The sequence below is a fragment of the Roseixanthobacter glucoisosaccharinicivorans genome, assembly GCF_043195095.2.
Classification (GTDB): domain Bacteria; phylum Pseudomonadota; class Alphaproteobacteria; order Rhizobiales; family Xanthobacteraceae; genus NCEH01.
In genome coordinates this window covers 96,733-119,814 of record NZ_CM195538.1, presented here as the reverse complement: position 1 = coordinate 119,814, position 23,082 = coordinate 96,733, and the positions used below count along the sequence as shown (strand labels likewise).

Here is a 23,082-nt window from a genome sequence, read left to right as displayed (position 1 = left end):
CAGATGCCCGGCCTCCTGAATATCACCGCAAAAGGCTGGCGCCGGATCAGTCGGCGGCCGGTTCCTTCTCGGCCTTGGCGCGCTCGACGCCTTCGAGAATCAGCTTCTTGGCCTCGTCCACATCGCCCCAGCGCACGATCTTGACCCATTTGTTGGGTTCGAGATCCTTGTAATGGGTGAAGAAATGCTCGATCTGCTGGAGCGTGATGTCCGGCAGGTCGGAATAATTCTTCACCTTGTCGTAGCGCTTGGTGAGCTTGGGCGCGGGGACGGCGATGATTTTCTCGTCGAAGCCGCCCTCGTCCTCCATCAGCAGCACGCCGACGGGGCGCACGGCGATGACGGCGCCCGGCACAATGGCGCGCGTATTGGCGATGAGCACATCGCACGGATCGCCGTCGCCGGAGAGGGTGTGCGGAATGAAGCCGTAGTTTCCAGGATACCGCATGGCGGTATAAAGGAAGCGATCGACGAACAGCGTCCCGGCGTCCTTGTCCATCTCATACTTGATGGGCTCTCCGCCGATCGGCACCTCGATCACAACATTGACTTCGTCGGGCGGATTCTTGCCGATCTTGATGGCGTCGATGCGCATGGGGGGCCACTCACTTGAAGCTATGGGTCTCGCGCCCTTACGGACGGCGCGGCTACCGCTGCCAAGCGAAGGCGACTTTGTCCAGGGTTTTCGTGCCGAAGCGCTCAATGGAGGCTGCGACCGGTTGCCCTCCTAGCGATTCGTAGAAGCCCACGGCGCCGGCATTGTCCTTCAGCGCCCAGACCACCAGGCCGTTCAGGCCGGCGAGCGCCAGATCGCGCCGGGCGGCGGAAAACAGGCGCTGGCCAAATCCCAGGCCCTGATAGACCGGCTTGAGATAGATTTCGTAGATCTCGCCGCCATAGGGCAGGTTCTTGGCGCGGTTGCCGCCGTAATTGGTGTAGCCGACCACCCCTTCACCGGCGATCAGCACCGAAAGGCGGCTGCCGCGCCCGATGGCCTGTTCCCACCACGCCGGGCCGCGACGCTCCACCATCCGCTCCAGCTCCAGGCCGGGGATGAGGCCGCGATAGACTGAACGCCAAGCGCTGTCATGAACGTCCGCGATGGCGGGGGCGTCCTGGGGCTTCGCGCGACGTATCTCGATGAGGCCCGTACTCATGGCCCAATAGGAGCAAACCTGCGCCTCCGCTTCAAGAGGCCTCAAGTCACGAATATGCGCCATCCACTTTTTGCCGAAGCCGGCCAAAGCCGCAGGGGTAAAGGCGCACGGGTGCGCATACATGCCGGTTGCGGGAAAATGTTTCACGTGAAACATATACTTAGCGCAGACGAACAGCGGTTTCGTGACGCCTCTCCGCCGCTGTGCGGCGCTTGAAACCGCGATTTCGGGCAGAGTTCGTCCCCATGACTCCGGAGCGCCCATTTTCGACGCGCGCAGTTCAACCCCGCCACCGAGTGCGCTAGGAAGGAGCATCGAACCGCGCGCCTTCCGCGCCGGACGTGCCAGCGCGAGACGCGATGTTCCGCTTCCTGTTCCGCTTCTTCGGCTTCTGGATCCTGGCCGGCGGCTTCGTCGCTTTGGTGGTGGATGGAACGCGCTCCATCGCCTCGAGCCGGCTGATCCTCACCTCCACCCAGGATGCCTGGACCGCGCTCTCCCCCGCGAGCTTCGCGGCAGCTCAGGCCAAGGTCACGGCGCTTTCGCCCTGGGCCTGGAGCGATGCGGCGGTGCCGGTGCTCGGCCTGCCGCTGTTCCTGCTGCTGGCGATTGTCGGCTTTCTGTTCCTCGCCATCGGGCGGGTGCGCCAGCGCTCGCGCTTCCTCGCCAACTGAACGGCGCACTGACGCAGCCGCGCCCCCTCGCGCAATCGCCGGCCGATCCCCATATTGGGGCACGAGACGTTCGAGCCCATGCCGGACGAGCGGCGGGCGCACGGTCTGCCCGGCTCGCTCCAGGCGGTCGCGACGGCCTCCCTCACCAAATGAGCGCCTGGCGCCCGCCCCTTGCGGCGATGCGCGGCGCAGCAGAGGAGCCCGCCATGTTCTGGTCGAAGAAGTCCCTGGATCTGCCCACCGCCGCCGATGCCCTGCCCGGCCGCGCCGACGCGCTTGAGACGGCGCGGGTCCATTTCGTCAATCACAAGCCGTTGAAGGGAGCCTTCCCTGAGGGGATCGAGACCGCCGTTTTCGCGCTCGGCTGTTTCTGGGGTGCGGAGCGCAAGTTCTGGCAGGTGCCGGGCGTGTATGTCACCGCCGTCGGCTATGTGGCCGGCCATACCCCCAATGCCACCTATCGGGAAGTGTGCTCCGGCCGCACCGGCCATACCGAGGGCGTGCTGGTGGCCTATGATCCCGCGCAGGTGAGCTTCGCCCAATTGCTGAAGGTGTTCTGGGAGAGCCATGATCCCACCCAGGGCATGCGCCAGGGCAACGACATCGGCACGCAGTATCGCTCCGGCATCTATGTGCCCGACGCGGCGCGCCGGGCCGAGGCCGAGGCGTCCAAGGCCGCTTATCAGGCGGCGCTGAAGGCGAAGGGCTACGGCGCCATTACCACCGAGATCCGTGACGGCGGCCCGTTCTATTACGCAGAGGAAGATCACCAGCAATATCTCGCCAAGAACCCCATGGGATATTGCGGGCTCGGCGGCACCGGGGTGGCCTGCCCCATCGGCCTTGCGGCCGCCGCCGAATAAGCCTTCGGCATGACGCTGGGTGCGGTACGCGGGATGTGAGCATCCCGCGCGCCGCACCTCTTTCCAAACGCCGAAGCCGCGTTTAAGCCGAGGAGCCTCTGAAGGAGCGTTCCATGGCCTTCGTCATCCCCGCCCCCGCCGTTCCGAGCCTCGCCGTCGAAGGCTCGCAAGACCGTTTCCCTGTGCACCGCATCTATTGCGTCGGGCGCAATTTCGCCGACCACGCCATCGAGATGGGGCACGATCCCAATCGCGAGCCGCCATTCTTCTTCCAGAAGAACCCGGACAATCTGATCCCGAGCGGCTCCACCATCCCCTATCCCAAGCGCACGTCCGACCTGCATTTCGAGGTGGAAATGGTGGTGGCGCTGAAGGGCGGCGGCGAGGATGTGCCGGTCGAGACGGCGCTCGACCTGGTCTATGGCTATGGCGTGGGCCTGGATCTCACCCGCCGCGATCTCCAGGGCGAGGCCAAGAAGATGGGCCGCCCGTGGGAAGTGGGCAAGGCGTTCGAGCAATCCGCCCCCTGCTCGGCCCTGGTACCGGCGGACCGTATCGGCCATCCGGATGCCGGGCGGGTGTGGCTCAACGTCAACGGCAAACTGCGCCAGGACGGCGACCTCAACCAGATGATCTGGAAGGTGCCGGAAATGATCGCGACCCTCTCCACCCTGTTCCGCCTGGAGCCGGGCGACCTGATCTTCGCCGGCACCCCGGCCGGGGTGGGCGCGACGGTTTCCGGCGATGTGCTGGAAGGTGGCGTCGCGGGCGTCGGGAGCATCAGCCTCACCATCGCGTAAAAGCGCGGGGGCCCCTCACCCCAACCCTCTCCCCGTCGGGGAGAGGGGTCTCCCCGCTCCTCTCTCCCGACCAAGAACCGGGCGCACCCCGCCCCACCTCTCCCCCACGGGGAGAGGTCGACCGCGCAGCGGGCGGGTGAGGGGGCAACGTCGCGCGGGGCCGGCCGCTCAGCTTTTCTTGGTGAGCAGCTTCTTGGGCCGGCGCTGGCGCGCCACGTCGAACAGCGAGAAGGTGCGGTTCACATAATTGGTGACGCCCGACATGCCGTCGATGTGGCGCCGCAGCTCGGGCGTCATCTCCGCCTCCACCATGCGGATGGGGCGCGAGGGGTCCATGGTCTCGAACCGCGCATAGAACAGCGGCTCGCCCCGCTTGATGATGATGTCCTTCTTCGGCTCGTGCCACTCGAACGCCCACATGAGCTGGCGCGGCCAGTTCTCGATGGGGAACCGGCCGCCGATCAGCAGTCCCGGCAGCGGGTTCGCCCGGTAATGATTGAAGGGCGGCAGCTGGTTGATATAGATCGGCTCGTCCGCCACGAAGACATAGGGCGTGATGAGCTGAAGGATCGGCCGCTCGGGATGGCGCCATTCCTTCGCCGAAACCAGGCTGATCATCTGCCCGAGATGCTTGGCGCGGATGTTGGACTGGTCGCCCGCGGCGTTCACCAGGCTCGGCACGCGGGTCTTTTCGTCCACATGGAAGCGCAGATGCATGTCGATGGGGGAGACCACCTCGAACAGGCGCGCATCATGGTCGATCACCGCCGGGCAATAGCGCACCGACTTGGGATGGCGGGCGGCCGGCTCCTCGCGGACCACCTTGCGCGGCGCCTCCCAGATGAAGGTGCCTTTCTCCTGGTCGAACAGCCAGCCGACTTCCGCCACCCGGCCCGGAATCCGCACCGCATGTCCAAACAGCTTCATTTTCAAGCGTCCCGAATACCCTGGCCTGTTGGTCTAAGCACAAAACCGGCGCTTGAAAAGCCGACGCAACCGCGCGGCTGGAGGCCTCGCCATATTGGCGCCATTCTGCGCGCCCCATAAAAGCGCGGAACACCCGCTGCGCCGCGCCGGGTGCGGGAGAGCCGTGGATGGGTACGACGGATGCAGGCAAGGCGGGCGGAAAGGTGCGGGAGGCATTCCTGCCGCGCGCCAAATTCGCCTTCGCCATGCTGGGATTTGTGAGCGCCCCCGCAAGCATCGGCATGGTGCTGCGCCTGTTCGGCCATTTTACCCTGCGCTCGTCCCTGGTCTGGGCGACGCTGTCCTATCCCGTGCTCATCGTGATCGGGGCCATCGTGGGCATTTCGATGCTGTTTCGCGGGCCGGTGGAAAACACCTCCCCTGCGAGCACGCAAACCATGGCCATGGAAACCGAGCCGGACCACGAGCGCGATCCCTTGGTGGGCTGAAGCGGCGGGAGAGCGGACGGCCTGAGCGAAGCGGTTCCCCGGGATCCCGACATCCGCCCCGCGCGCGCACAGAGCCGCATGAGGGCGCCCAACCGGCCACACCGCGGGCGCATACGGCGATAATGCGTCCGATCGCGCTTGCGGTTGGAACCGAAGCATGCCTGCGTCGTCCTTAGACGGGGCGCCGGCAGCGGTTCTCGCGCCCGGCCCACTGCTTGACCGTTCGAGACCCTGACATGAAACTCTTCGAATGCCAGAATTGCCGTAATCCGGTGCATTTCGATAATCGCTTCTGCGTGAATTGCGGATATCGGCTCGGCTACCTGCCGGAAAGAAATACCGTCTCCGCCGTGGAGCCGGACGGCACCACATGGACCGCGCTCGCGGATCGCGCGCGGCCCTATCTGTTTTGCGACAACGCCCAATATGACGCCTGCAACTGGCTGATCCCGGCCGATGCCGGCCGCACCACCTGCGAGGCCTGTCGCCACAACCGCACGGTGCCGGACCTCTCCATCGAGGAGAACCTGACGCGCTGGCGCAAGATGGAGCAGGCCAAGCACCATCTGTTCTATTCCCTGCTGCGGTGGGGCCTGCCCATGCCCGACCGCACGGAAGAGCCGGAAAGCGGCCTCGCGTTCGATTTCCTCGCCGACGTCACCACGCCGAGCGGCGATCAGGAACGGGTGCTCACCGGACACGACAACGGCATCATCACCATCAATATCGCCGAGGCGGACGATGCCGAGCGCGAGGCGCGCCGCACCAGCATGAAGGAGCCCTACCGCACCCTGCTGGGCCATTTCCGCCACGAGGTGGGCCATTATTATTGGGATCGGCTGGTGCGCGACGGCGGCAAGCTCGAAGCCTTCCGGGCCGTGTTCGGCGACGAGCGCCCCGATTATGGCGAGGCGCTTCAGCGTCATTACGACCAGGGCCCGCCGGCCGGCTGGCAGGACGCCTTCATCAGCTCCTACGCGACCGCCCATCCGTGGGAGGATTTCGCCGAGACCTGGGCGCATTATCTGCACATGGTGGATGCGCTGGAGACCGCCGGGGCGTTCGGCATCAAGCTGCGGCCGAAGATCCGCAAGGCCGCCGAACTCGCGCTGGAGGTGGATTTCAAGCCCTACCAGGCGCCCAATGCAGAGGATCTGGTGGAAGCCTTCGTTCCCCTGACGGTCGCGGTGAATTCCATCAACCGCTCCATGGGGCAACCGGACCTCTATCCGTTCGTGCTGTCGCTGCCGGTCACCCAGAAGCTCCAGTTCATCCACGACCTTCTGGTGCACGCCGAGGAGGCGCCTTCGCTCGCCCCGGCGATCGGCAAGGCCGCGCCGTCGGCGGGTGGCGCGACCAAGATGGAAAGCCAGCCGGGCTGAGGCCCAAAAAAGAAATGCCCCGCTCTCCGGGGGGAAGAGAGCGGGGCCTTGGGGTGTCACCGTGGGGGGCGGTGACACCCTAAGAACGCGCAGGACAAAGGCGGGTTCCGCCCCACGCGAATTTTTTCGAGCGGCCGCGCGGCTCAGTTCATGCTGGCGCGCTTGGCCCGCGTGACGCGGGCGGACGACAGTTTCGCGCGCCCCGCCTTTGCGGCCGGCATCGCTGCGGCTGCCGCCACGGCAGCGTCCATGGGGACCACCTGCGGCCCGGAATTGACCAAGTCGGCCTGCGCGCGGATCTGGCGCAGCACGGGCGTCAGCAATTGATGCGCGAGGGCGATGCCGGCTTCGGCATCCGCCTTGTCGACGCCTTCCCTAACGAAATTCAACTTCGCCCGCAGCGCGAGCTCGAGATGATCGACATCGTCGCGGTGCTTGCCGGCCACGAGTTCCGCACCAAGGAGGCGGATCAGATTGAGCAAGGCGGCGAGGGTAACCTTTGTGACGGCGTCGATGTCGGTGGTCTGATTAGGCATATGCCTCTCCACGAGAAGACCCTTGTTCTTTACGTACTGGCTCACCCGCATTTGGTCGGCGCCATTATCCTCCCATACCGCCGAGCGTGCAGCCAAAAATTGAAACGAATGCCGTCTATGACGCACCTTGCGGGAGCAAGCTTGCGCGAAGCTGCCTTACGGTACGTGGCGGGTCACCCCCCATCAGGCTATTTTCCGGCAATACACGGGGGTGACCATGAACGGTGTCGAACGGGCGTTGGTGTTCTATAGTCGAGTGGATGTGGCCGGCCCTTGGGCGCAGGCCCTGCGGGACCAGATGCCGGACCTGGACGTGCGGATCGCGCCCGACACCGGCGATCCGGCGGAGGTAAGATATGCCCTCGTCTGGAAGCCCCCGCACGGGTTTTTCAATGAATTTCAAAATCTTGAGCTGGTCGTCAACCTAGGTGCCGGCGTCGATGCGCTGATGGCGCGGGATGATTTACCCAACGTTCCCATCACCCGCGTCTCGGACCCGGACATGGGCCGCATGATGGCCTCGTTCGTGCTCATGGCGGTGTTACGTCACGCACGAAACATCCCCACTTTCGAGAAGGCCCAAAGGGAGCACCGCTGGCACTATGTGCACCCCCGCACGGCGGACGAGATCACTGTCGGCGTGCTGGGACTGGGCGAATTGGGGGCGATGGCGGCCCACGAACTGACCCGACAGGGCTTCAATGTGCGCGGCTGGTCCCGTTCCGCCAAGGATTTACCGGGAATCACCTGCTTCCACGGGCTTGATTCGCTCGAATCTTTCCTTGGGTCATGTGAGATTCTCGTGGTCATGCTGCCGCTCACGGGGGAAACCCACGGCCTGATCGACGCAAAACGCCTCTCCCAGCTGCCGCGCGGCGCGACTTTCATCAATGTTGCCCGGGGGCCGATCGTCGACGAGGAAGCGCTGATCGCCGCGCTCCAGTCCGGCCAGATCGGCGAAGCCACGCTGGATGTGTTCGCGCACGAGCCGTTGGCGCCGGAAAGCCCGCTCTGGGCCATGGAAAACGTGCTGATCACGCCGCATCTCGCCTCGGTCGCCATTCCCAAATCGGCGGCGGCGCAGATCGCGGAAAACATCCGCCGGGTGCGCGCGGGGCAGGAAGTGCTGAACCGCGTCGATCCGCACCTCGGCTATTGAGCCCCGCAGATGAGGGAAACGCCCGGATCGTGGAGGAATCTCCGCGATCCGGGGGTATCCCCGCGTTCCGGGGGGCTCACCCCTTCAGGCGTGCCGCATGGTAAGCCACGTGGTCGGCCATGAAGGTGGAGATGAAATAATAGGAATGGTCGTAACCATCCCGTAGCGTCAGGGCGAGCGGGATGCCGGCCTTGGCGCAGGCCTCTTCCAGCAGCCAGGGGCGCAGGCCGTCCTGCAGGAAGCCGTCCGCCGCCCCCTGGTCCACCCGAAACTCAGGGAAGCGGTGCCCGTCCTTGATGAGGGCGCAGGCATCATAGGCGCGCCATGCCGCAGCGTCGGGGCCGAGATATTTCTCGAACGCCGGGCGTGACCAGCCCGCATCCATCGGGTGGACGATGGGTGCGAAGGCGGAACAGCTCTTGAAGCGGCCGGGATTTTTCAGCGCCAGCGTCAGCGCGCCGTGCCCGCCCATGGAATGGCCGAAAATGCCCTGGCGCGCCATGTCGCAAGGGAAATGCGCGGCCAGAAGCGCCGGCAATTCGTGCCCCACATAGCGCGCCATACGGTAATTTTCAGCATATGGCGCCTGCGTGGCATCGAGATAGAAGCCGGCGCCGGAGCCGAACTGCCAATTGTCCGGCTCGTCGGGCACGCCTTCGCCGCGCGGCGAGGTGTCCGGGCAGACGATCATGAGGCCGTGCTCGGCGGCGGCGCGGCGATACTCGCCCTTCTCCACGACGTTGGCATGGGTGCAGGTGAGGCCGGAGAGATACCACAGCACCGGCACCGGCCCGTGCTCCGCCTGGGGCGGAACATAGACCGCGAAGGTCATGGGGCAGCGCGTCTCACGCGAGTCGTGGCGATAGACGCCCTGCACCCCGCCGAACGCCTTCGCCCGCGAGAGCGTCTCCATCAGAACAGGACCACCGAGCGGATCGACTTGCCCTCGTGCATCAAATCGAAGGCGGTGTTGATCTCTTCCAGCGGCATGGTGTGGGTGATCAGGGGGTCGATCTCGATCTTCCCCTCCATGTACCAGTCGACGATCTTGGGCACGTCGGTGCGGCCGCGCGCGCCGCCGAACGCCGAGCCGCGCCAGTTGCGGCCGGTGACAAGCTGGAACGGACGGGTGGAGATTTCCGCCCCCGCCGGCGCCACGCCGATGACGATGGAGGTGCCCCAGCCGCGATGGCAGCATTCCAGCGCCTGGCGCATCACATCCACATTGCCGGTGCAGTCGAAGGAGAAATCGGCGCCGCCGTCGGTCAGGTCCTGGATGGCGGCCACCACCTTGTCGGCACCCACGTCGCGCGGATTGACGAAATGGGTCATGCCGAAGCGCTTCGCCATCTCAACCTTGGCGGGGTTGATGTCCACGCCGATGATCTTGTCGGCGCCCACCATCCGCGCGCCCTGGATGACGTTGAGGCCGATGCCCCCAAGGCCGAACACCACCACGTTCGCGCCCGGCCACACCTTGGCAGTATAGACCACCGCGCCAATGCCGGTGGTGACCCCGCAGCCGATGTAGCAGATCTTGTCGAAGGGGGCGTCCTCGCGAACCTTCGCCAGCGCGATCTCGGGCAGCACGGTGAAATTGGAGAAGGTGGAGCAGCCCATGTAATGGAAGATCTCGCCGCCATCACAGGAGAAGCGGCTGGTGCGATCCGGCATCAGGCCCTGCCCCTGGGTGGCGCGGATGGAGGTGCAGAGGTTCGAGCGCTGGGAGAGGCAGGTTTTGCACTGCCGGCATTCCGGCGTGTAGAGCGGAATCACATGGTCGCCGACCTTCAGGCCGGTTACGCCCGCGCCCACCTCGCGCACGATGCCCGCGCCCTCATGGCCGAGGATGGCGGGGAACTTGCCCTCCGAATCCAGCCCGTCCAGCGTATAGGCGTCGGTGTGGCAGACGCCGGTGGCCATAATCTCCACCAGCACTTCGCCCGCCTTGGGGCCGCCGATCTCGATGGTCTCGATGGTGAGGGGCTTCTTGGCTTCCCAGGCGACCGCAGCGCGCGTCTTCATGGCGTTCTCCGCAGATGTGACCGCCCGCCGCGCGGGCCTGCGCTCCTATAGCTTTCTTCTTTCCGACAGGGAATCGCGTTTGCGACACCCGGTGCCGGCTGGAGAAAAGCGGAGGCAGGGATGAGATGCTCCCTCCCCCCTTGAGGGGGAGGGATGGGGTGGGGGGTGTGGGGCCGCGAACACTACCCTCGCCCGGACACACGGAGAGACACCCCCCTCCCTGCCCTCCCCCGCAAGAGGGGAGGAGAAAAGCGGCGGCCGGGATGAGATGCCCCTCCCCCCTTGAGGGGGAGGGATGGGGTGGGGGGTATGGCGCCGCGAGCACCACCCTCGCCCGGACAAGCGGAGAGACACCCCCCTCCCTGCCCTCCCCCGCAAGGGGGGAGGAGAAACACTGAGGCCGGAATGAGATGCGCCCTCCCCCCTTGAGGGGGAGGGATGGGGTGGGGGGTATGGCGCCGCGATTACCACCCTCGCCCGGACAAGCGGAGAGACCCCCCTCCCTGCCCTCCCCCGCAAGGGGGGAGGAGAAAAGCAGCGGTCGGGATGAGATGCCCCCTCCCCCCTTGAGGGGGAGGGATGGGGTGGGGGGTAGGGCCGCGAACACCACCCTCGCCCGAACAAGCGGAGAGACACCCCCCTCCCTGCCCTCCCCCACAAGGGGGGAGGAGAAACACTGAGGCTGGGATGAGATGCCCCCTCCCCCCTTGAGGGGGAGGGTTGGGGTGGGGGGTTGGGCGCCGCGAGCACCACCCTTGCCCGGACAAGCGGAAAGATACCCCCCTCCCTGCCCTCCCCCGCAAGGGGGAGGAGAAACACTGAGGCAGGGACGAGATGCGCCCTCCCCCCTTGAGGGGGAGGGATGGGGTGGGGGGTTGGGGCCGCGAACACCACTCGCCCGGACAAGCGGAGAGCCCCCTCCCTGCCCTCCCCCGCAAGGGGGGAGGAGAAACACTGAGGCTGGGATGAGATGCGCCCTCTCCCACAAGGAGAGGAGAAACCCGCCCCTACACCCGCGCCATGGCGAAGCGCTTCAGCCCCTCGGCCATGGCGAGATAGGCGATGACCAGCAGCGCCAATGCCCCGAGCAGGGCCGGCGGCAGCAAGGCGAAGCCGAACCAGGCGCCGAATGGCGTGAACGGCAGCACCATGGCCACGAGCAGCGCGCCGAGCGAGGAGGCGGCAAGCAGCGGATGGGGCAAATCCGCCCACGGCCGCGCGCGGGTGCGGATGATGAAGATGACGAGGATCTGCGTCGCCATGGATTCCAGGAACCACGCGGTGCGGAAGGCATCCGGCGTCACGTGGAACAGGAAGATCAGGCCGCCGAAGGTGAGCAGGTCGAACACCGAGGAGAGCGGGCCCATGATGGCCGCGAACCGCACCAGCCCGGACATGTCCCACACCTGCGGCCGCGCCAGCGCCTCGGCGCGCACCCGGTCGAACGGGATGCCGATTTCCGAGAGGTCGTAGAGCAGGTTGTTGAGCAGGATCTGGGTCGGCAGCATGGGCAGGAACGGCAGGAACAGGGAGGCCGCCGCCATGGACAGCATGTTGCCGAAATTGGAGCTGGCGGCCATGCGCACATATTTGAGGATGTTGACGAAGGTGCGCCGCCCTTCCTCCACCCCGTCCGCCACCACGCCGAGATCGCTTTCCAGCAAAATCATGTCCGCCGCCGCCTGGGCGACGCCGGTGGCGCCATCCACGGAAAGGCCGATATCGGCGGCTTTGAGCCCCGGCGCGTCGTTGATGCCGTCGCCGAGGAACCCCACCACCGCGCCGCGCGCCTGGAGCGCCTTGACGATGCGCGACTTCTGGTCCGGCGCGAGGCGGCCATAGGCATCCACTTCGCGCACCCGCACCGCGAGCGCATCGTCGCTCAAGGCCGCCACGTCCGCCCCGGAGAGCACTTCGGCCGCATTCAGCCCGACGAGGCCGGCGAGGCGCCGCACCACCACCGGGTCGTCACCGGAAAGGATCTTCAGCCGAACCCCGGCCTTGGCGAGGCGCGCGATGGCGGCGGCGGCGGTGGCCTTGGGCGGATCGGCAAACGCGCACAGGCCCTCGAACACCAGCCCGGCTTCATCTTCCACGGTCAGTTCGCGCGGCGCACCGGTCCAGGGTTTCGAGGCCACCGCCACCGCGCGCAATCCCTCGCCCGCCAGCGCCTGGACCAAAGCATGCGCCGCATCCTGCGCGGTGGCGTCCATGGGGCTGCCGTCGCGGCGCGTGGTGCACAGATTCAGCACCGCCTCCGGCGCGCCCTTCACGATCAGCAGATGGGCGTCCGGCCCCCGCGCGAGCACAGAGCCGATGCGGCGGGAAAAATCGAAGGCGTGCACTTCCTCCATCACCCAGCCGGCCGCCGGATCGTGACGGCAGTCCAGCAGCGCGGCATCGAGCGCGCCGCGATCACCGCCGAGATGGGCGGCAAGGGCGGCGAGGGTGGCGGCGCGCGGGTCTTCCGCGCCTTCGGGATCGAGGCTTTTCGCAAGCGTGATGCGGGCTTCGGTGAGGGTGCCGGTCTTGTCCGTGCACAGCACGTTCATGGCGCCGAGATCGTGGATCGCGGCGAGGCGCTTCACGATCACCTTGCGCGCCGCCATGCGCAGCGCGCCGCGCGAAAGGGTCACGGTGGTGATCATGGGCAGCAGTTCGGGCGTCAGCCCCACCGCCAGCGCCACCGCGAACATGAGCGATTCCAGCACCGGCCGGCCGAACAGCATGTGCGCGGTCAGCACCAGCAGCACCAGCGCCAGGGTGAGCCGGGCCGTCAGCAGGCCGAAGGCGTGGAGGTCGCGCTGGAACGGCGACGGGGTCTGGGCTTGCGCGAGCGCGGAGGCCGCCTCGCCGAACAGGCTGTCGCGCCCGGTGTGGACCACCAGCGCCACCGCCTCGCCGGTCTGCGCCACCGCGCCGCGAAACACCGCATTGTCGGCTTCGGCAGGCATGGCGGAGGTGATCACGCCCGGCTGCTTGCGCACCGGATAGGGTTCGCCGGTCAGTGCCGCCTCATCGCAGGTGAAGGCGTTGGCCTCCAGCACCCGCGCGTCGGCGGGAATGATGTCGCCGGCGCGGATGCGCACCAGATCGCCGGGCACGAGATCGCCCACGTCCACCTCGACGAAGGCACCGTCGCGCTTGGCCTCCGCCTTCACGGCGACCGAGCGGCGCAGCATTTCGGCGGCCTTGAGCGCCTGGCCCTCCTGCACCGTGTCGAGAATGATGGAAAGGCCAAGGATGGCGAGAATGATCGTCCCGCCCACCGCATCGCCGGTCGCCACCGACACAGCGCCGGCGGCCAGCAGGATCAGCGAAAGCGGCTCCAGCAGGCGCCGCACCACGGCGCGCACCGCGCCCACCTTCTTGGGCTGGCTGTCGGCATTCACGCCATAGCGGGCGCGGCGGTCCTCGACCTCGGCCGCGCTCAGGCCGCCCGACGTGCAGCCGAGCCCCGAGAGCAGCGCCGCAACGGGCAAGGTCCAGAAAGCTTTGTCCGATGCGGCCATGATATCGCGGACCCCTTCATCCCCCTCAGGCGACGATGTGGAAACCCGCGTCGGCATAGACCACGGAGCCGGTGAGCGGCGCCCCGGCCTCGCTCACCAGGAAGGCCGCCACCTTGCCGATCTGCTCTGTGGACACGAGATGGTTCGCCGGGGTGCGGGCGCGCACCTTGTCCAGCAATTCGTCGAAGCGCTCGATGCCGGAGGCGGCGCGGGTCTGCACCGGGCCGGTGGAGAGGGCATGGACGCGGATGCCCGCCGCCGCGAGGTCGGCCGCCAGATAGCGCACGGTGGATTCCAGCGCCGCCTTCACCGGGCCCATGAGATTGTAATTGTCGACCACCCGCTCGCTGCCGAAGAAGCTCACGGTCTGGAGCGAGCCGCCGGTCTTCATCAATGGCAGCGCCAGCTTCGCCATGCGGATGAACGAATGGCAGGACACGTCCATGGCCATGGCGAAGCCCTCGGCGGAGCAGTTCACAAGGCCGGTGTGCAGATCCTCGCGGGGGGCGAAGGCGATGGAATGGAACACGAAATCCAGGCTGCCCCATTGCCGCTCGATGGTGGCGAACACCTCTTCCAGCTGGCCGGGAATGCGCACGTCGCACGGCACGATGATGGAGGCCTCCAGGCTCTCCGCCAGCGGGCGCACGTAAGGCGCCGCCTTCTCGTTGAGATAGGTGACGGCGAGTTCCGCCCCGGCGTCGCGGAACGCGCGCGCGCAGCCATGGGCGATGCTCTCGGCATTGGCGATGCCGACCACGAGGCCGCGCTTTCCGGCGAGATCGACGATAGGGCTCATCGTACGGGCTCCAGATGCTGGATGATGCTGACCGCCTCGTCGGCGATCACCTGTTCCTCGTCCGTGGGGATGACGAAGACCTTGATTTTGCTGTCGAGGCTGCAAATCATCGCGGCATTGGCGGCATTGGCTTGCTCGTCCAGCTTCATGCCGAGCCAGCCGAGGCGCGCCGCCACGGCGCTGCGAATCTCGCCCTGGTGCTCGCCGATCCCGGCGGTGAAGACGAACCCATCCAGCCCGCCGAGCGTATTGGCGAGCGCCGCCGTCTCGCGCGCGATGCGGAAGGTGAACAATTCGAGCGCCTCGCGCGCTTCCTCCGCATGGGAGGCCAGCAGCGCGCGGCTGTCGGCGCTGATGCCGGAGACGCCCAGCAGGCCCGAGCGGTGGTAGAGAATGTCTTCCACCTCCTCCAGCGGGCGCTTTTCCTCTTTCAGCATATGGATCACGACCCCCGGATCGAGCGTGCCGCAGCGCGTCGCCATGGGGATGCCGTCGAGGGTGGAAAAGCCCATGGAGGTGTCGCGGCTGATGCCGCCGGAGAGCGCGCACAGGCTGGCGCCGCTGCCGAGATGCGCCACCACCACGCGCCCGCCGAAAGTCGGATCATGCCGGCCCAGCTCGCGGGCGATGTATTTGTAGGAGAGGCCGTGGAAGCCGTAGCGCTTCACGCCGGCATTGAACATCTCGCGCGGCAGGGCGAAGCGGCGCACCAAGTCCGCCTGGGTCCGGTGGAAGGCGGTGTCGAAGGAGGCCACCTGCGGCAAATCCGGCCGCAGGTGATGCAGCGCCTTGATGATGCGCACGCTCTGCGGCTGGTGCAGGGGCGCGAGCGGGACCAGGCTCTCGATGCCCTTGAAGGTCTCATGGTCGATCAGCGCGGGACCGGCGAAGCGGTCGCCGCCATGCACCACCCGGTGCCCCACGGCGGTGAGATCGGCAACGCCGAAATGGTCCACCAGCCAGCGCAACGTCTCGTCGATCACCTCGCGCAAATCCTCGGTGACGGCGCTGGTCAGGCGAATATCCCGCGCCTCGCCACCTTCGCTGAGGCTGAGAACCAGCGGGCTGTGGCGCAGGTCGATAATGCCCCGGCCAAGCCGACGGGCATGGTCGCCCTCCACCGCGAACAGGCCCATCTTCAAGGTCGAGGAGCCGGGGTTGAAGGTCAGCAGGATATGGTCGCTCACAATGTCACCCCGTCGAGCTTGGGCTGGCCGGCGACGGAGAGCTTGGCGAGGGCCACCGAAGCGAGGCGCACCTTCAGCGCGTCCGACCGGCTGGTGAGGATGATCGGCACGCGCGCCCCGAGCACCAGCCCGGCCGCATCGGCGCCGGCCAGATAGATCAATTGCTTGGCCAGCATGTTGCCGGCCTCCAGGTTCGGCACCAGCAGGATGTCCGGCTGCCCGGCGACGGGCGAGACGATCTGCTTGATATGCGCGGCATCGAGGCTGATGGCATTGTCGAAGGCGAGCGGCCCGTCCACCTTGGCGCCGGTGATCTGGCCGCGCGCCGCCATGATGGTGAGCGCCGCCGCATCGATGGTGGCCGGCATGTCCGGGTTCACCGTCTCCACCGCCGCGAGCACCGCCACCAGCGGCTCGGCGACGCCGAGGCGGTGCAGCAGGTCGATGGCGTTCTGGCAGATGTCGCGCTTCTGCTCCAGGGTCGGAGCGATGTTGATGGCGGCATCAGTGACGATCAGCGGCTTGGGATAGGACGGCACGTCCAGCGCATAGACATGGCTGATGCGCCGCTCGGTGCGCAGGCCGGAAGCGGCCGCGACCACCGCGCCGAGCAGTTCGTCGGTATGCAGGCTGCCCTTCATGAGCGCCGCGCATTCGCCGGAAGCGGCCAGCGCCGCCCCGCGCACGGCGGCGGCGTGGCTGTGCTCCACCGCCTCGATGCGCAGGCCCGCGAGCGAGATGCCCGCCTTCTCCGCGATCGCGCGGATCTTGTGCTCCGGGCCGATCAGGATCGGCTCGATCAGCCCCTCGTCGCGCGCCTCGATGGCAGCTTGCAGCGCCTCGATGCTGCAGGGATGCACCACGCCCACGCGCATGGGCGGCAGGGAGCGGGCGCGCTGGACGAATTCGGAATAGCGCTCGCCGCCGCGCAGCAGCACCTCGGGCACGGCGATGCGCGGCAGGGCGAGCTTTTCCGACGGGGCGATCACGGTGGCGGTGCCGGTCAGCACGTCGCTGCCGGTCTGGTTGATGCAGCGCGTGTCAAACAGGACGATGCGCTTTTCCGGCTTCTTCTCTAGCACCGTCACGGTGGCGGTAATGGTGTCGCCGGGCGCCACGGGCTTCCTGAAATGCAGGTCCTGCGACAGATAGATGGTGCCCGGCCCGGGCAGTTCCGTGCCGAGCAAGGTCGAGATCAGCCCGCCGGTCCACATGCCGTGGATCACCACATGGCCGAAAATGTCGGTGGCGGCATAGGCCTTGTCGAGATGGGCGGGGTTCACGTCGCCGGAGACGGCGGCGAACAATTCGATATCCTCATTCTTGACCACCCGCGTCAGCGAGGCGGAATCGCCCACGTTCAATTCGTCAAACGTGCGGTTCAGCAGCAAAGGCGCGTTCATGATGGATCTCACGCTTGCAGGACATAGGTGCCGGGGGCGTCGTCGAGCGGGGCATAACCCGCCCCCGGCGCGCCCATGGGCGGGGGAGAGACAAGGCCGGGGGAAGAGCGCTGCGCCAGCCAGCTTTGCCAGGCGGGCCACCAGGAGCCCGGCTGCACGGGCGTGCCGGCGAACCATTCGTCGGGACCGAGGCAAGGGTCCATGGCCCCCTTCTCGCGCAAGCGGAACTGGCGATGCGGATGGCCCGGCTCGCTGACGATGCCGGCATTGTGCCCGCCGCTGGTCAGCACGAAGGTGACGTCGGTGTCGGTGAGATAGTGGATCTTATAGACCGAGCGCCAAGGCGCGATGTGGTCGCGCTCGGTGCCCACGGTGAAGATCGGCACGCGGATGTCCTGGATCGCGATCGGATGGCCGTTCACCACATAGCGGCCCGAGGCGAGATCATTGTTCAGGAACAGCTTGCGCAGATAATCCGAATGCATCTTGTAGGGCATGCGGGTGGCGTCGGCGTTCCAGGCCATCAAATCGTTCATGGGGTAGCGCTCGCCCATGAGATAATCATGCACCATGCGCGACCAGACCAGATCGTTGGACTTAAGCAGCTGGAAGGCGCCGGCCATCTGGGTGCTGTCCAGATAGCCGCGATCCCACATCATGTCCTCCAGCAGGCTCACCTGGCTGTGGTCGATGAACAATTCCAGCTCACCCGGCTCGGTGAAATCGGTCTGGGCCGCGAACAAGGTCATGGAGGCGAGGCGCGTGTCCCCGGCATCCGCCATGGCCGCCGCCGCGACCGTCAGCAGCGTGCCGCCGAGGCAATAGCCCACCGCGTGGACTTTCTCGCCCGGCACCACCGCGCTGATCGCGTCCAATGACGCAGCAACGCCGAGCTGGCGATAATCCTCGAAGCTGAGATCGCGGTCCTCCGCCGTCACATTGCGCCAGGAGATGGCGAACACCGTGTGCCCCTGCCCCACCAGATAGCGGATCAGCGAATTGTTGGGGGAGAGGTCGAGGATGTAATATTTCATGATCCAGGCGGGCACGATCAGCACCGGCTCGCGATACACCCCCGGCGTTGCGGGGCTGTATTGGATCAGCTCGACCAGGCGGTTGCGATAGATCACCTTGCCCGGCGTCGCGGCCACATCGCGCCCGACCTTGAAAGCCTCCACGCCGAGCGGCGGCTTGTGGGCGCGCTTGCGGGCGAGATCTTCCATCAGGTTCTTGGCACCGGCGACAAAATTCGCCCCGCCGCTGGCCACCGATTTCTGCGCCACCTCGGGATTGGCGAACGGCAGGTTCGCGGGCGAAGCCATGTCGAGCAATTGGCGGGCCGTGAAGGACACCACTTCCTGATGGTGGGGCGCCATGCCGGGAACGTCGCTGGTCGCCTCATGCCACCATTGCTGGGTGCGCAGAAAGCCTTCGCGCCAGATGGAATAGGGCCAGCGGCTCCAGCCCTCGCCCCGGAACCGCTCGTCGCCGGTGATCGGGCCAGCCGCCTCGAACGTGGTCGGCGCGGCGGGATTGAGCATGTGGGCAGCGAATTCGCGTGCGCCGAACATGGCTTTCAGCGCGAGTTCCGTGCGCTTGCCGGGGGCGGAGGCCAGATGCAGCGCCCAATCGGTGTAAGCGAGCGCGAGCGCCGCAGGCGAGAGGCCGCCAGTCATTTCCGCGATGGCGGCGCCCACGCGCCGATCGAACAGGCGCAAGCCCTCGTGGTCGACATCCGCGTTCCCGGCGGGCAGCGGGAGGGGGAGTTCATGCGCCGGGGCGGGAGCAGCGGGCGCAGGCGCCGGCAGCGAAGCCGGGGCGGGCGCGTTCGTGTCGCTGACAAGCTTCAGGACCGTCTCTGCCATTTTCGTATCGCCTTTGATCTCTCAGCTGAACGATAGCATCGGACGCGCGCCGCCGGGCGTTCAGAACGGTGACATGCGTGCCCGGTCCGCGCTGGACCGCGCCCGGCCGAACAGTCGAAACGCGGCGGCGGATCCCCGCCGGCCGATGCTTCGCGGCCGCCCGCAACCTAGCGACGTCAGGTGCACCGCAACAGCCTCGGAAACTACGTAAGCAGGATTGACATGCCGGCTAAGTGCTTGCCGATAAAGGGCTAGCGTCCCGCGCGGCGGTGACCCACGGACAGGTGACGCAGCGCAGTGCACGAGGGTGGGCGCGGCCGCGACAGCCTCCGCCAAAGCGCCGCCCGCGTGAAAATGAAGCTGCCGCTGCGAGAGACGGACCGGCGCGGGGAACTTGGCTGTAGATTCGAACTTGATACCTCTTGGCGGCGTGACACACGGATGTGCAAGAATGCGTCGATACAGACTTTGAACCCGGGTGCCCACATCCGCCCTGCCCACCCCGCCGCCGGACATGCACGCTTGCACGCCCGGGAGATACGGCCGGTGCACCGCCGTCCCCACGCGAGGCCCGGCTCGGCCGCGCCTCAGTTCCAGGAGCTGTCAAATGAGTGACACCAAGTCCCAGGCGCCGAAGCCCAAAAAGGCCAAGACCGAGGCGAAGACCGAGGGAAAGCTGGACGCCGCGAAGTCGCGCGTCGCCGCCCCCTTGCAGACCCGCAGCAATTATTCCTCCAACGCGGTGCAGGACATCGCCGGCGCGCTGAACGGCCTGCTGGCCGACGTGTTCGTGCTCTACCTCAAGACCAAGAACTTCCACTGGCACATGTCCGGCCCGCATTTCCGCGATTATCACCTGCTGCTGGACGAGCAGAGCGACCAGATCTTCGCCATGACCGATCCGATCGCCGAGCGCGTGCGCAAGATCGGCGGCATCACGATCAAGTCCATCGGCCAGATCGCCCGCCAGCAGCGCCTGCTGGACAATGACGCCGAATATGTCACCCCGCAGGACATGCTGAGCGAACTGCGCGACGACAATGTTCAGCTCGTCGCGTCCATGCGCGAGGTGCACGACCTGTGCGACGAGAACCAGGACGTCGCCACCGCCAGCCTGCTGGAAAACTGGATCGACGAGACCGAGCGCCGCGCCTGGTTCTTGTTCGAGACCACCCGCCGCGAGGCCTGATCGCGCGGCCAAGACAGGCTCGAGGACCGGCCCCGCCGCCCTCGAGCCGAGGCGCGCCGCAAACGGCGTGCCCGTTCCTCGCCCTTCCCTCACCCCATCACGTCCGGGGACACCCATGAAGCCCAGCCTGCCCGCGATTCTCAGCCTGAACGGCGGCTATGTGGACACGGCCGGCTTCCTGGCGCTCCAGGGCCTGTTCACCGCCCATGTCACGGGCAACTTCGTTACCTTCGGCGCCGCCATGGTGCATGGAACCTCGGGGGCATGGGCCAAGCTGCTGGCGCTGCCGGTGTTCTGCATCGTGGTGATGCTGGTGCGCCTGCTGGGCTACGCGCTCGAAGCGCGCGGCCTGCCGCAGCTGCGCACCCTGCTGGGCCTGAAGTTCGGCCTTCTTTCCGCCGCCGGCATCATGGCGGTGACATTCGGCCCATTCGCCAATTCCGATGCCTGGCGCGCGATGCTCACCGGCATGACCCTGGTGTCCGCCATGGCGATCCAGAACGCCATCCACCGCATCCATCTCGCCAGCGCCCCGCCTACCACGCTGATGACCGGCACCACCACCCAGGTGATGATCGACATCGTGGATCTGGCGCGCGGCCTGCCGCCGGACCAGGCGGCGACCGCGCGCGGGCGGCTCGGGCGCATGTCGGGCGCGGTCGCGGCGTTCGCGCTCGGCTGCGGGCTCGCCGCGCTGCTATATGTGGCCATCGGCATGTGGTGCTTCGCGGTGCCGCCCCTTCTCGCGCTGTTGGCCGCCGCTGTGGGCGCGCAGGCCCCGGCTCGTTGATCCGCGCCGGCGCACGGTGGCGCCCGGCGCGCCCGGCGAAAACGCGCCCACCCACCGAGAGATCGGCCCGCGCGGCCGGGGAGCGATGATGGACCGGATTGATGCCATGCGCGTGTTCGTGACCGTGCTCGACGAAGGCAGCCTTGCCGGAGCCGGGCGCCGGCTCGGCCATTCGCCGGCGGCCGTCACCCGCGCCATCGCATTTCTGGAGGCCCATGTGGGGGTCCAGCTGCTGCACCGGACCACGCGCGCGCTGCGCCTGAGCGAGGCCGGGGAGCGCTATGCCGCCGCCTGCCGGCGCGTCCTCACCGATCTTGAGGAAGCCGACATGCTGGCCGCCGGGGAGCGCGCGGCGCCGCGCGGCACCCTGACCCTCACCGCGCCGCTGGTGAGCGGCGCCCAGGTGCTGCGCCCCATTCTCGACGCCTTCCTCGACGCCCAGCCGGCGGTGCGCGCGCGCCTGCTGCTGCTCGACCGGTCGGTGAACCTCATGGACGAGGGCGTGGACGTGGCCCTGCGCATCGCCCATCTGCCGGATTCCAGCCTGATCGCGGTCAAGATCGGCGAGGTGCGGCGGGTTGTGTGCGCATCCCCCGCCTATCTGGCGGACCGGCCGGCGATCCTGCACCCGTCGGATCTTGCCGCCCACCGGTGCATCGCCATGACCAGCTTCGGACAGGAAGCCTGGGCGTTCGCGGGCGCAACCGGCACGGGCGGCCAGAGCGTGCAGATCGCCCCGCGCCTGATCGTCAACAGCGTGGAGGCGGCCGTCGGCTCGGCGCTGGAGGGGCACGGGGTCACGCGCGTCCTGTCCTATCAGGTGGCCGAGCATGTGCGCGCCGGGCGGCTGTCGATCCTGCTGGCGCAGCACGAGCCGCCGCCGTTCCCGGTTCATCTCATCATGCCGGAGGGCCGGCTCTCGGCGCCGAAGGTCCGCACGTTCGTGGATTTCGCCGTGCCGCGCCTCAAGGCCGCGTTCGCGCGTCTCGCCCTGCCCGCCGACGCGCTTAACCCCGCCGCGCCAGCTGAGACACCGCCGGGGCGCCGCCGCGCTGGGGCAACTCCACCAGGTCCTTGACGGCGCGGGCATAATCCAGCACCAGGCCGGGTGTCCAGGCCATCGCCGCCGCGCGCGTGCGCAGAATACCGGCGACCCAGAGCTCCACGCTGAAGCTCAGCCGCAGCACGAAGAGGTACGAGCGCCCGCGCTCCTCGAACAAGCCGTCAAGCCCCGCATCCAGCGCCTTCGCCACGACGCTGGAGCAATTGCGATTGGTGAGATTATAGGTGGTGTCCAGGCGATAGTGCGCCCAGAACGTCCGCACCGCCGTGGTGTTGAGGCCGACGAGGCGCACCTCGGACGTGGACGGGCACCAGTCCGCGCTTTCCTGCGCATAGCTCGGCTGGAACACGCCCGGCGCATCGTTTTCCTCGGTCGCACGCAGCACCCGCGAGAAATCGCTCGGCGAGCGGTCGATCTCCTGGCCGGGATAATGGCTGATATAGACATCGGGCGGCAGTTCCAGCGCCGCGTGTCCGGTGGAGATGACGCCCTTCTCGTCGCGCGCGGCGATGTAGCGGCTGACGCCGTGGTTGAGCGAGACCATGTGGCCGGTGGGCGTCCACACATGGACGATCATCACGTCCCGTTCCGCTTCCTCGGTCTGCTCCATCGGCTCCGCCGGCGCGCCGGAACGCAGCGCCTTGCTCCAATCCATGCGCGGCCAGCCGCGGCTGAGGACGGTCGAAATCGGCATGTCCTCCGGCAGGTGGCGAATGCGGAGCGCAAGCGCGCAGATGCCGAAGCCGGAGACCATGATCAATTGCCCGACGTCGGCGCCCACTTCCGCCTGCCATTGGGTGGGCCAGGGCACGAGCGACCACACGCCGAGCAGGAATTCCACGCCGGCGGCGAACATCGACATGCGCCATCCGACAAAGCGCACGACATAGCCGCTCACGGCGCGCAACGTCGCATCGGTGACGAGGAAGCTGCCGACGATGAGCCCGATGATCATGTCGCTGTGCCAGGGCGAATCGATGATCAGCAGGCCGATGGCCAGGAACACCACCCCCTTGGCGAGCCGCAACGGCCGCGTGCCGCCGATCCGGCCGAAGAAGGTGAAGAGTGAAAAGGCGCCGTCCACCAGCAGGGGAATGGCGAACACCGTCGGGGGAATGCGGATTTCCTCGATGAAGGCATCGGCGAAGAACAGCATGCCCAGCATCAGCCAAACCACACCCGCGAGCGCAAGAACCCACCACCGGCGCCGCAGCAGCCGCGCACCCAGAAGAAGAAGAAGAACCTGAATCAAGGAACCGGGCT

The 23,082-nt window shown here is 67.2% G+C and carries 21 protein-coding genes; 9 read left to right on the top strand and 12 right to left on the bottom strand.

Features of this window, described 5'->3' with window-relative positions; genetic code table 11:
* Window positions 1-46: 46 nt before the first annotated feature.
* On the bottom strand, window positions 47-595 hold the full coding sequence (gene ppa / locus V5F78_RS00515; RefSeq protein WP_394072089.1) for an inorganic diphosphatase: 549 nt from the start codon (window positions 593-595) through the stop codon (window positions 47-49).
* Between the two features lie 52 nt (window positions 596-647).
* Window positions 648-1,157: a GNAT family N-acetyltransferase gene (locus V5F78_RS00510; protein WP_348847490.1), complete on the bottom strand. Its 510-nt coding sequence runs from the start codon at window positions 1,155-1,157 to the stop codon at window positions 648-650.
* A gap of 359 nt (window positions 1,158-1,516) precedes the next feature.
* On the opposite strand from V5F78_RS00510, the gene V5F78_RS00505 reads away from it, so the two are divergent.
* The 3 genes from V5F78_RS00505 to V5F78_RS00495 all read left to right on the top strand — a co-directional run bounded on the left by V5F78_RS00505 (window position 1,517) and on the right by V5F78_RS00495 (window position 3,494).
* Window positions 1,517-1,831, top strand: a complete 315-nt coding sequence (locus V5F78_RS00505; protein WP_394072090.1) for a hypothetical protein — start codon at window positions 1,517-1,519, stop codon at window positions 1,829-1,831.
* A 206-nt stretch (window positions 1,832-2,037) separates the two neighbouring features.
* Window positions 2,038-2,694: a peptide-methionine (S)-S-oxide reductase MsrA gene (msrA, locus tag V5F78_RS00500; RefSeq protein ID WP_394072091.1), complete on the top strand. Its 657-nt coding sequence runs from the start codon at window positions 2,038-2,040 to the stop codon at window positions 2,692-2,694.
* A 113-nt stretch (window positions 2,695-2,807) separates the two neighbouring features.
* Complete coding sequence (locus V5F78_RS00495; RefSeq protein WP_394072092.1) at window positions 2,808-3,494, top strand: fumarylacetoacetate hydrolase family protein; 687 nt, start codon at window positions 2,808-2,810, stop codon at window positions 3,492-3,494.
* 168 nt (window positions 3,495-3,662) lie between these two features.
* Here V5F78_RS00495 and V5F78_RS00490 read toward each other — a convergent pair whose 3' ends face one another.
* Complete coding sequence (locus tag V5F78_RS00490; RefSeq protein ID WP_394072093.1) at window positions 3,663-4,421, bottom strand: hypothetical protein; 759 nt, start codon at window positions 4,419-4,421, stop codon at window positions 3,663-3,665.
* A gap of 167 nt (window positions 4,422-4,588) precedes the next feature.
* On the opposite strand from V5F78_RS00490, the gene V5F78_RS00485 reads away from it, so the two are divergent.
* Together V5F78_RS00485 and V5F78_RS00480 are read left to right on the top strand one after the other, a co-directional pair.
* Entirely contained in the window at window positions 4,589-4,909 is a 321-nt protein-coding gene (locus V5F78_RS00485; protein ID WP_394072094.1) for a hypothetical protein, read from the top strand.
* 236 nt (window positions 4,910-5,145) lie between these two features.
* Window positions 5,146-6,291: a zinc-binding metallopeptidase family protein gene (locus V5F78_RS00480; protein ID WP_394072095.1), complete on the top strand. Its 1,146-nt coding sequence runs from the start codon at window positions 5,146-5,148 to the stop codon at window positions 6,289-6,291.
* Between the two features lie 143 nt (window positions 6,292-6,434).
* Here the strand turns inward: V5F78_RS00480 and V5F78_RS00475 are convergent, their stop codons facing one another.
* On the bottom strand, window positions 6,435-6,827 hold the full coding sequence (locus tag V5F78_RS00475; RefSeq protein ID WP_394072096.1) for a hypothetical protein: 393 nt from the start codon (window positions 6,825-6,827) through the stop codon (window positions 6,435-6,437).
* 217 nt (window positions 6,828-7,044) lie between these two features.
* Here V5F78_RS00475 and V5F78_RS00470 point away from each other — a divergent pair, with 217 nt between their 5' ends.
* Window positions 7,045-7,986, top strand: a complete 942-nt coding sequence (locus tag V5F78_RS00470; RefSeq protein ID WP_394072097.1) for a 2-hydroxyacid dehydrogenase — start codon at window positions 7,045-7,047, stop codon at window positions 7,984-7,986.
* A gap of 76 nt (window positions 7,987-8,062) precedes the next feature.
* Here V5F78_RS00470 and fghA read toward each other — a convergent pair whose 3' ends face one another.
* The 7 genes from fghA to V5F78_RS00435 form a co-directional block, all read right to left on the bottom strand.
* On the bottom strand, window positions 8,063-8,899 hold the full coding sequence (fghA, locus tag V5F78_RS00465; protein ID WP_394072098.1) for an S-formylglutathione hydrolase: 837 nt from the start codon (window positions 8,897-8,899) through the stop codon (window positions 8,063-8,065).
* Window positions 8,899-10,011 (bottom strand): S-(hydroxymethyl)glutathione dehydrogenase/class III alcohol dehydrogenase, encoded by a 1,113-nt coding sequence (locus V5F78_RS00460; RefSeq protein ID WP_394072099.1) that lies wholly within the window; start codon window positions 10,009-10,011, stop codon window positions 8,899-8,901. The genes fghA and V5F78_RS00460 overlap by 1 nt, the downstream gene beginning before the upstream one ends.
* A 1,007-nt stretch (window positions 10,012-11,018) precedes the next feature.
* Window positions 11,019-13,523, bottom strand: coding sequence for a magnesium-translocating P-type ATPase (mgtA, locus tag V5F78_RS00455; protein ID WP_394072100.1), 2,505 nt, complete (start codon window positions 13,521-13,523; stop codon window positions 11,019-11,021).
* Between the two features lie 25 nt (window positions 13,524-13,548).
* The gene (gene fabI / locus V5F78_RS00450; protein ID WP_394072101.1) at window positions 13,549-14,322 is read right to left on the bottom strand and encodes an enoyl-ACP reductase FabI; all 774 of its coding nucleotides are present in this window, start codon (window positions 14,320-14,322) and stop codon (window positions 13,549-13,551) included.
* A complete protein-coding gene (locus V5F78_RS00445; RefSeq protein ID WP_394072133.1) occupies window positions 14,319-15,512 on the bottom strand; it encodes an acetate/propionate family kinase in 1,194 nt (397 codons plus the stop codon). Before V5F78_RS00445 ends, fabI begins: the two co-directional genes overlap by 4 nt.
* On the bottom strand, window positions 15,506-16,912 hold the full coding sequence (locus V5F78_RS00440; RefSeq protein ID WP_394072102.1) for a bifunctional enoyl-CoA hydratase/phosphate acetyltransferase: 1,407 nt from the start codon (window positions 16,910-16,912) through the stop codon (window positions 15,506-15,508). Before V5F78_RS00440 ends, V5F78_RS00445 begins: the two co-directional genes overlap by 7 nt.
* A gap of 8 nt (window positions 16,913-16,920) precedes the next feature.
* Window positions 16,921-18,777: a PHA/PHB synthase family protein gene (locus V5F78_RS00435; RefSeq protein ID WP_394072103.1), complete on the bottom strand. Its 1,857-nt coding sequence runs from the start codon at window positions 18,775-18,777 to the stop codon at window positions 16,921-16,923.
* Window positions 18,778-19,384: 607 nt separating this feature from the next.
* On the opposite strand from V5F78_RS00435, the gene V5F78_RS00430 reads away from it, so the two are divergent.
* The 3 genes from V5F78_RS00430 to V5F78_RS00420 all read left to right on the top strand — a co-directional run bounded on the left by V5F78_RS00430 (window position 19,385) and on the right by V5F78_RS00420 (window position 21,834).
* Window positions 19,385-19,966, top strand: a complete 582-nt coding sequence (locus tag V5F78_RS00430) for a Dps family protein (RefSeq protein ID WP_394072104.1) — start codon at window positions 19,385-19,387, stop codon at window positions 19,964-19,966.
* A gap of 115 nt (window positions 19,967-20,081) precedes the next feature.
* Window positions 20,082-20,756 carry a YoaK family protein gene (locus V5F78_RS00425; protein ID WP_394072105.1) on the top strand — a complete coding sequence of 225 codons (675 nt, stop codon included), beginning with the start codon at window positions 20,082-20,084 and terminating at the stop codon, window positions 20,754-20,756.
* An 88-nt stretch (window positions 20,757-20,844) separates the two neighbouring features.
* A complete protein-coding gene (locus tag V5F78_RS00420; protein WP_394072106.1) occupies window positions 20,845-21,834 on the top strand; it encodes a LysR family transcriptional regulator in 990 nt (329 codons plus the stop codon).
* On the opposite strand, the gene V5F78_RS00415 is transcribed toward V5F78_RS00420, so the two are convergent.
* Window positions 21,764-23,071 (bottom strand): HdeD family acid-resistance protein, encoded by a 1,308-nt coding sequence (locus V5F78_RS00415; protein WP_394072107.1) that lies wholly within the window; start codon window positions 23,069-23,071, stop codon window positions 21,764-21,766. The genes V5F78_RS00420 and V5F78_RS00415 overlap by 71 nt on opposite strands.
* Window positions 23,072-23,082: the final 11 nt, after the last annotated feature.

Excerpts from the sequence above, each read along its gene's own strand:
- ppa (WP_394072089.1), bottom strand. The coding sequence starts at position 595 with ATGCGCATCGACGCCATCAAGATCGGCAAGAATCCGCCCGACGAAGTC.
- V5F78_RS00510 (WP_348847490.1), bottom strand. The coding sequence starts at position 1,157 with ATGAGTACGGGCCTCATCGAGATACGTCGCGCGAAGCCCCAGGACGCC.
- V5F78_RS00505 (WP_394072090.1), top strand. The coding sequence starts at position 1,517 with ATGTTCCGCTTCCTGTTCCGCTTCTTCGGCTTCTGGATCCTGGCCGGC.
- msrA (WP_394072091.1), top strand. The coding sequence starts at position 2,038 with ATGTTCTGGTCGAAGAAGTCCCTGGATCTGCCCACCGCCGCCGATGCC.
- V5F78_RS00495 (WP_394072092.1), top strand. The coding sequence starts at position 2,808 with ATGGCCTTCGTCATCCCCGCCCCCGCCGTTCCGAGCCTCGCCGTCGAA.
- V5F78_RS00490 (WP_394072093.1), bottom strand. The coding sequence starts at position 4,421 with ATGAAGCTGTTTGGACATGCGGTGCGGATTCCGGGCCGGGTGGCGGAA.
- V5F78_RS00485 (WP_394072094.1), top strand. The coding sequence starts at position 4,589 with ATGGGTACGACGGATGCAGGCAAGGCGGGCGGAAAGGTGCGGGAGGCA.
- V5F78_RS00480 (WP_394072095.1), top strand. The coding sequence starts at position 5,146 with ATGAAACTCTTCGAATGCCAGAATTGCCGTAATCCGGTGCATTTCGAT.
- V5F78_RS00475 (WP_394072096.1), bottom strand. The coding sequence starts at position 6,827 with ATGCCTAATCAGACCACCGACATCGACGCCGTCACAAAGGTTACCCTC.
- V5F78_RS00470 (WP_394072097.1), top strand. The coding sequence starts at position 7,045 with ATGAACGGTGTCGAACGGGCGTTGGTGTTCTATAGTCGAGTGGATGTG.
- fghA (WP_394072098.1), bottom strand. The coding sequence starts at position 8,899 with ATGGAGACGCTCTCGCGGGCGAAGGCGTTCGGCGGGGTGCAGGGCGTC.
- V5F78_RS00460 (WP_394072099.1), bottom strand. The coding sequence starts at position 10,011 with ATGAAGACGCGCGCTGCGGTCGCCTGGGAAGCCAAGAAGCCCCTCACC.
- mgtA (WP_394072100.1), bottom strand. The coding sequence starts at position 13,523 with ATGGCCGCATCGGACAAAGCTTTCTGGACCTTGCCCGTTGCGGCGCTG.
- fabI (WP_394072101.1), bottom strand. The coding sequence starts at position 14,322 with ATGAGCCCTATCGTCGATCTCGCCGGAAAGCGCGGCCTCGTGGTCGGC.
- V5F78_RS00440 (WP_394072102.1), bottom strand. The coding sequence starts at position 16,912 with ATGAACGCGCCTTTGCTGCTGAACCGCACGTTTGACGAATTGAACGTG.
- V5F78_RS00435 (WP_394072103.1), bottom strand. The coding sequence starts at position 18,777 with ATGGCAGAGACGGTCCTGAAGCTTGTCAGCGACACGAACGCGCCCGCC.
- V5F78_RS00430 (WP_394072104.1), top strand. The coding sequence starts at position 19,385 with ATGAGTGACACCAAGTCCCAGGCGCCGAAGCCCAAAAAGGCCAAGACC.
- V5F78_RS00425 (WP_394072105.1), top strand. The coding sequence starts at position 20,082 with ATGAAGCCCAGCCTGCCCGCGATTCTCAGCCTGAACGGCGGCTATGTG.
- V5F78_RS00420 (WP_394072106.1), top strand. The coding sequence starts at position 20,845 with ATGGACCGGATTGATGCCATGCGCGTGTTCGTGACCGTGCTCGACGAA.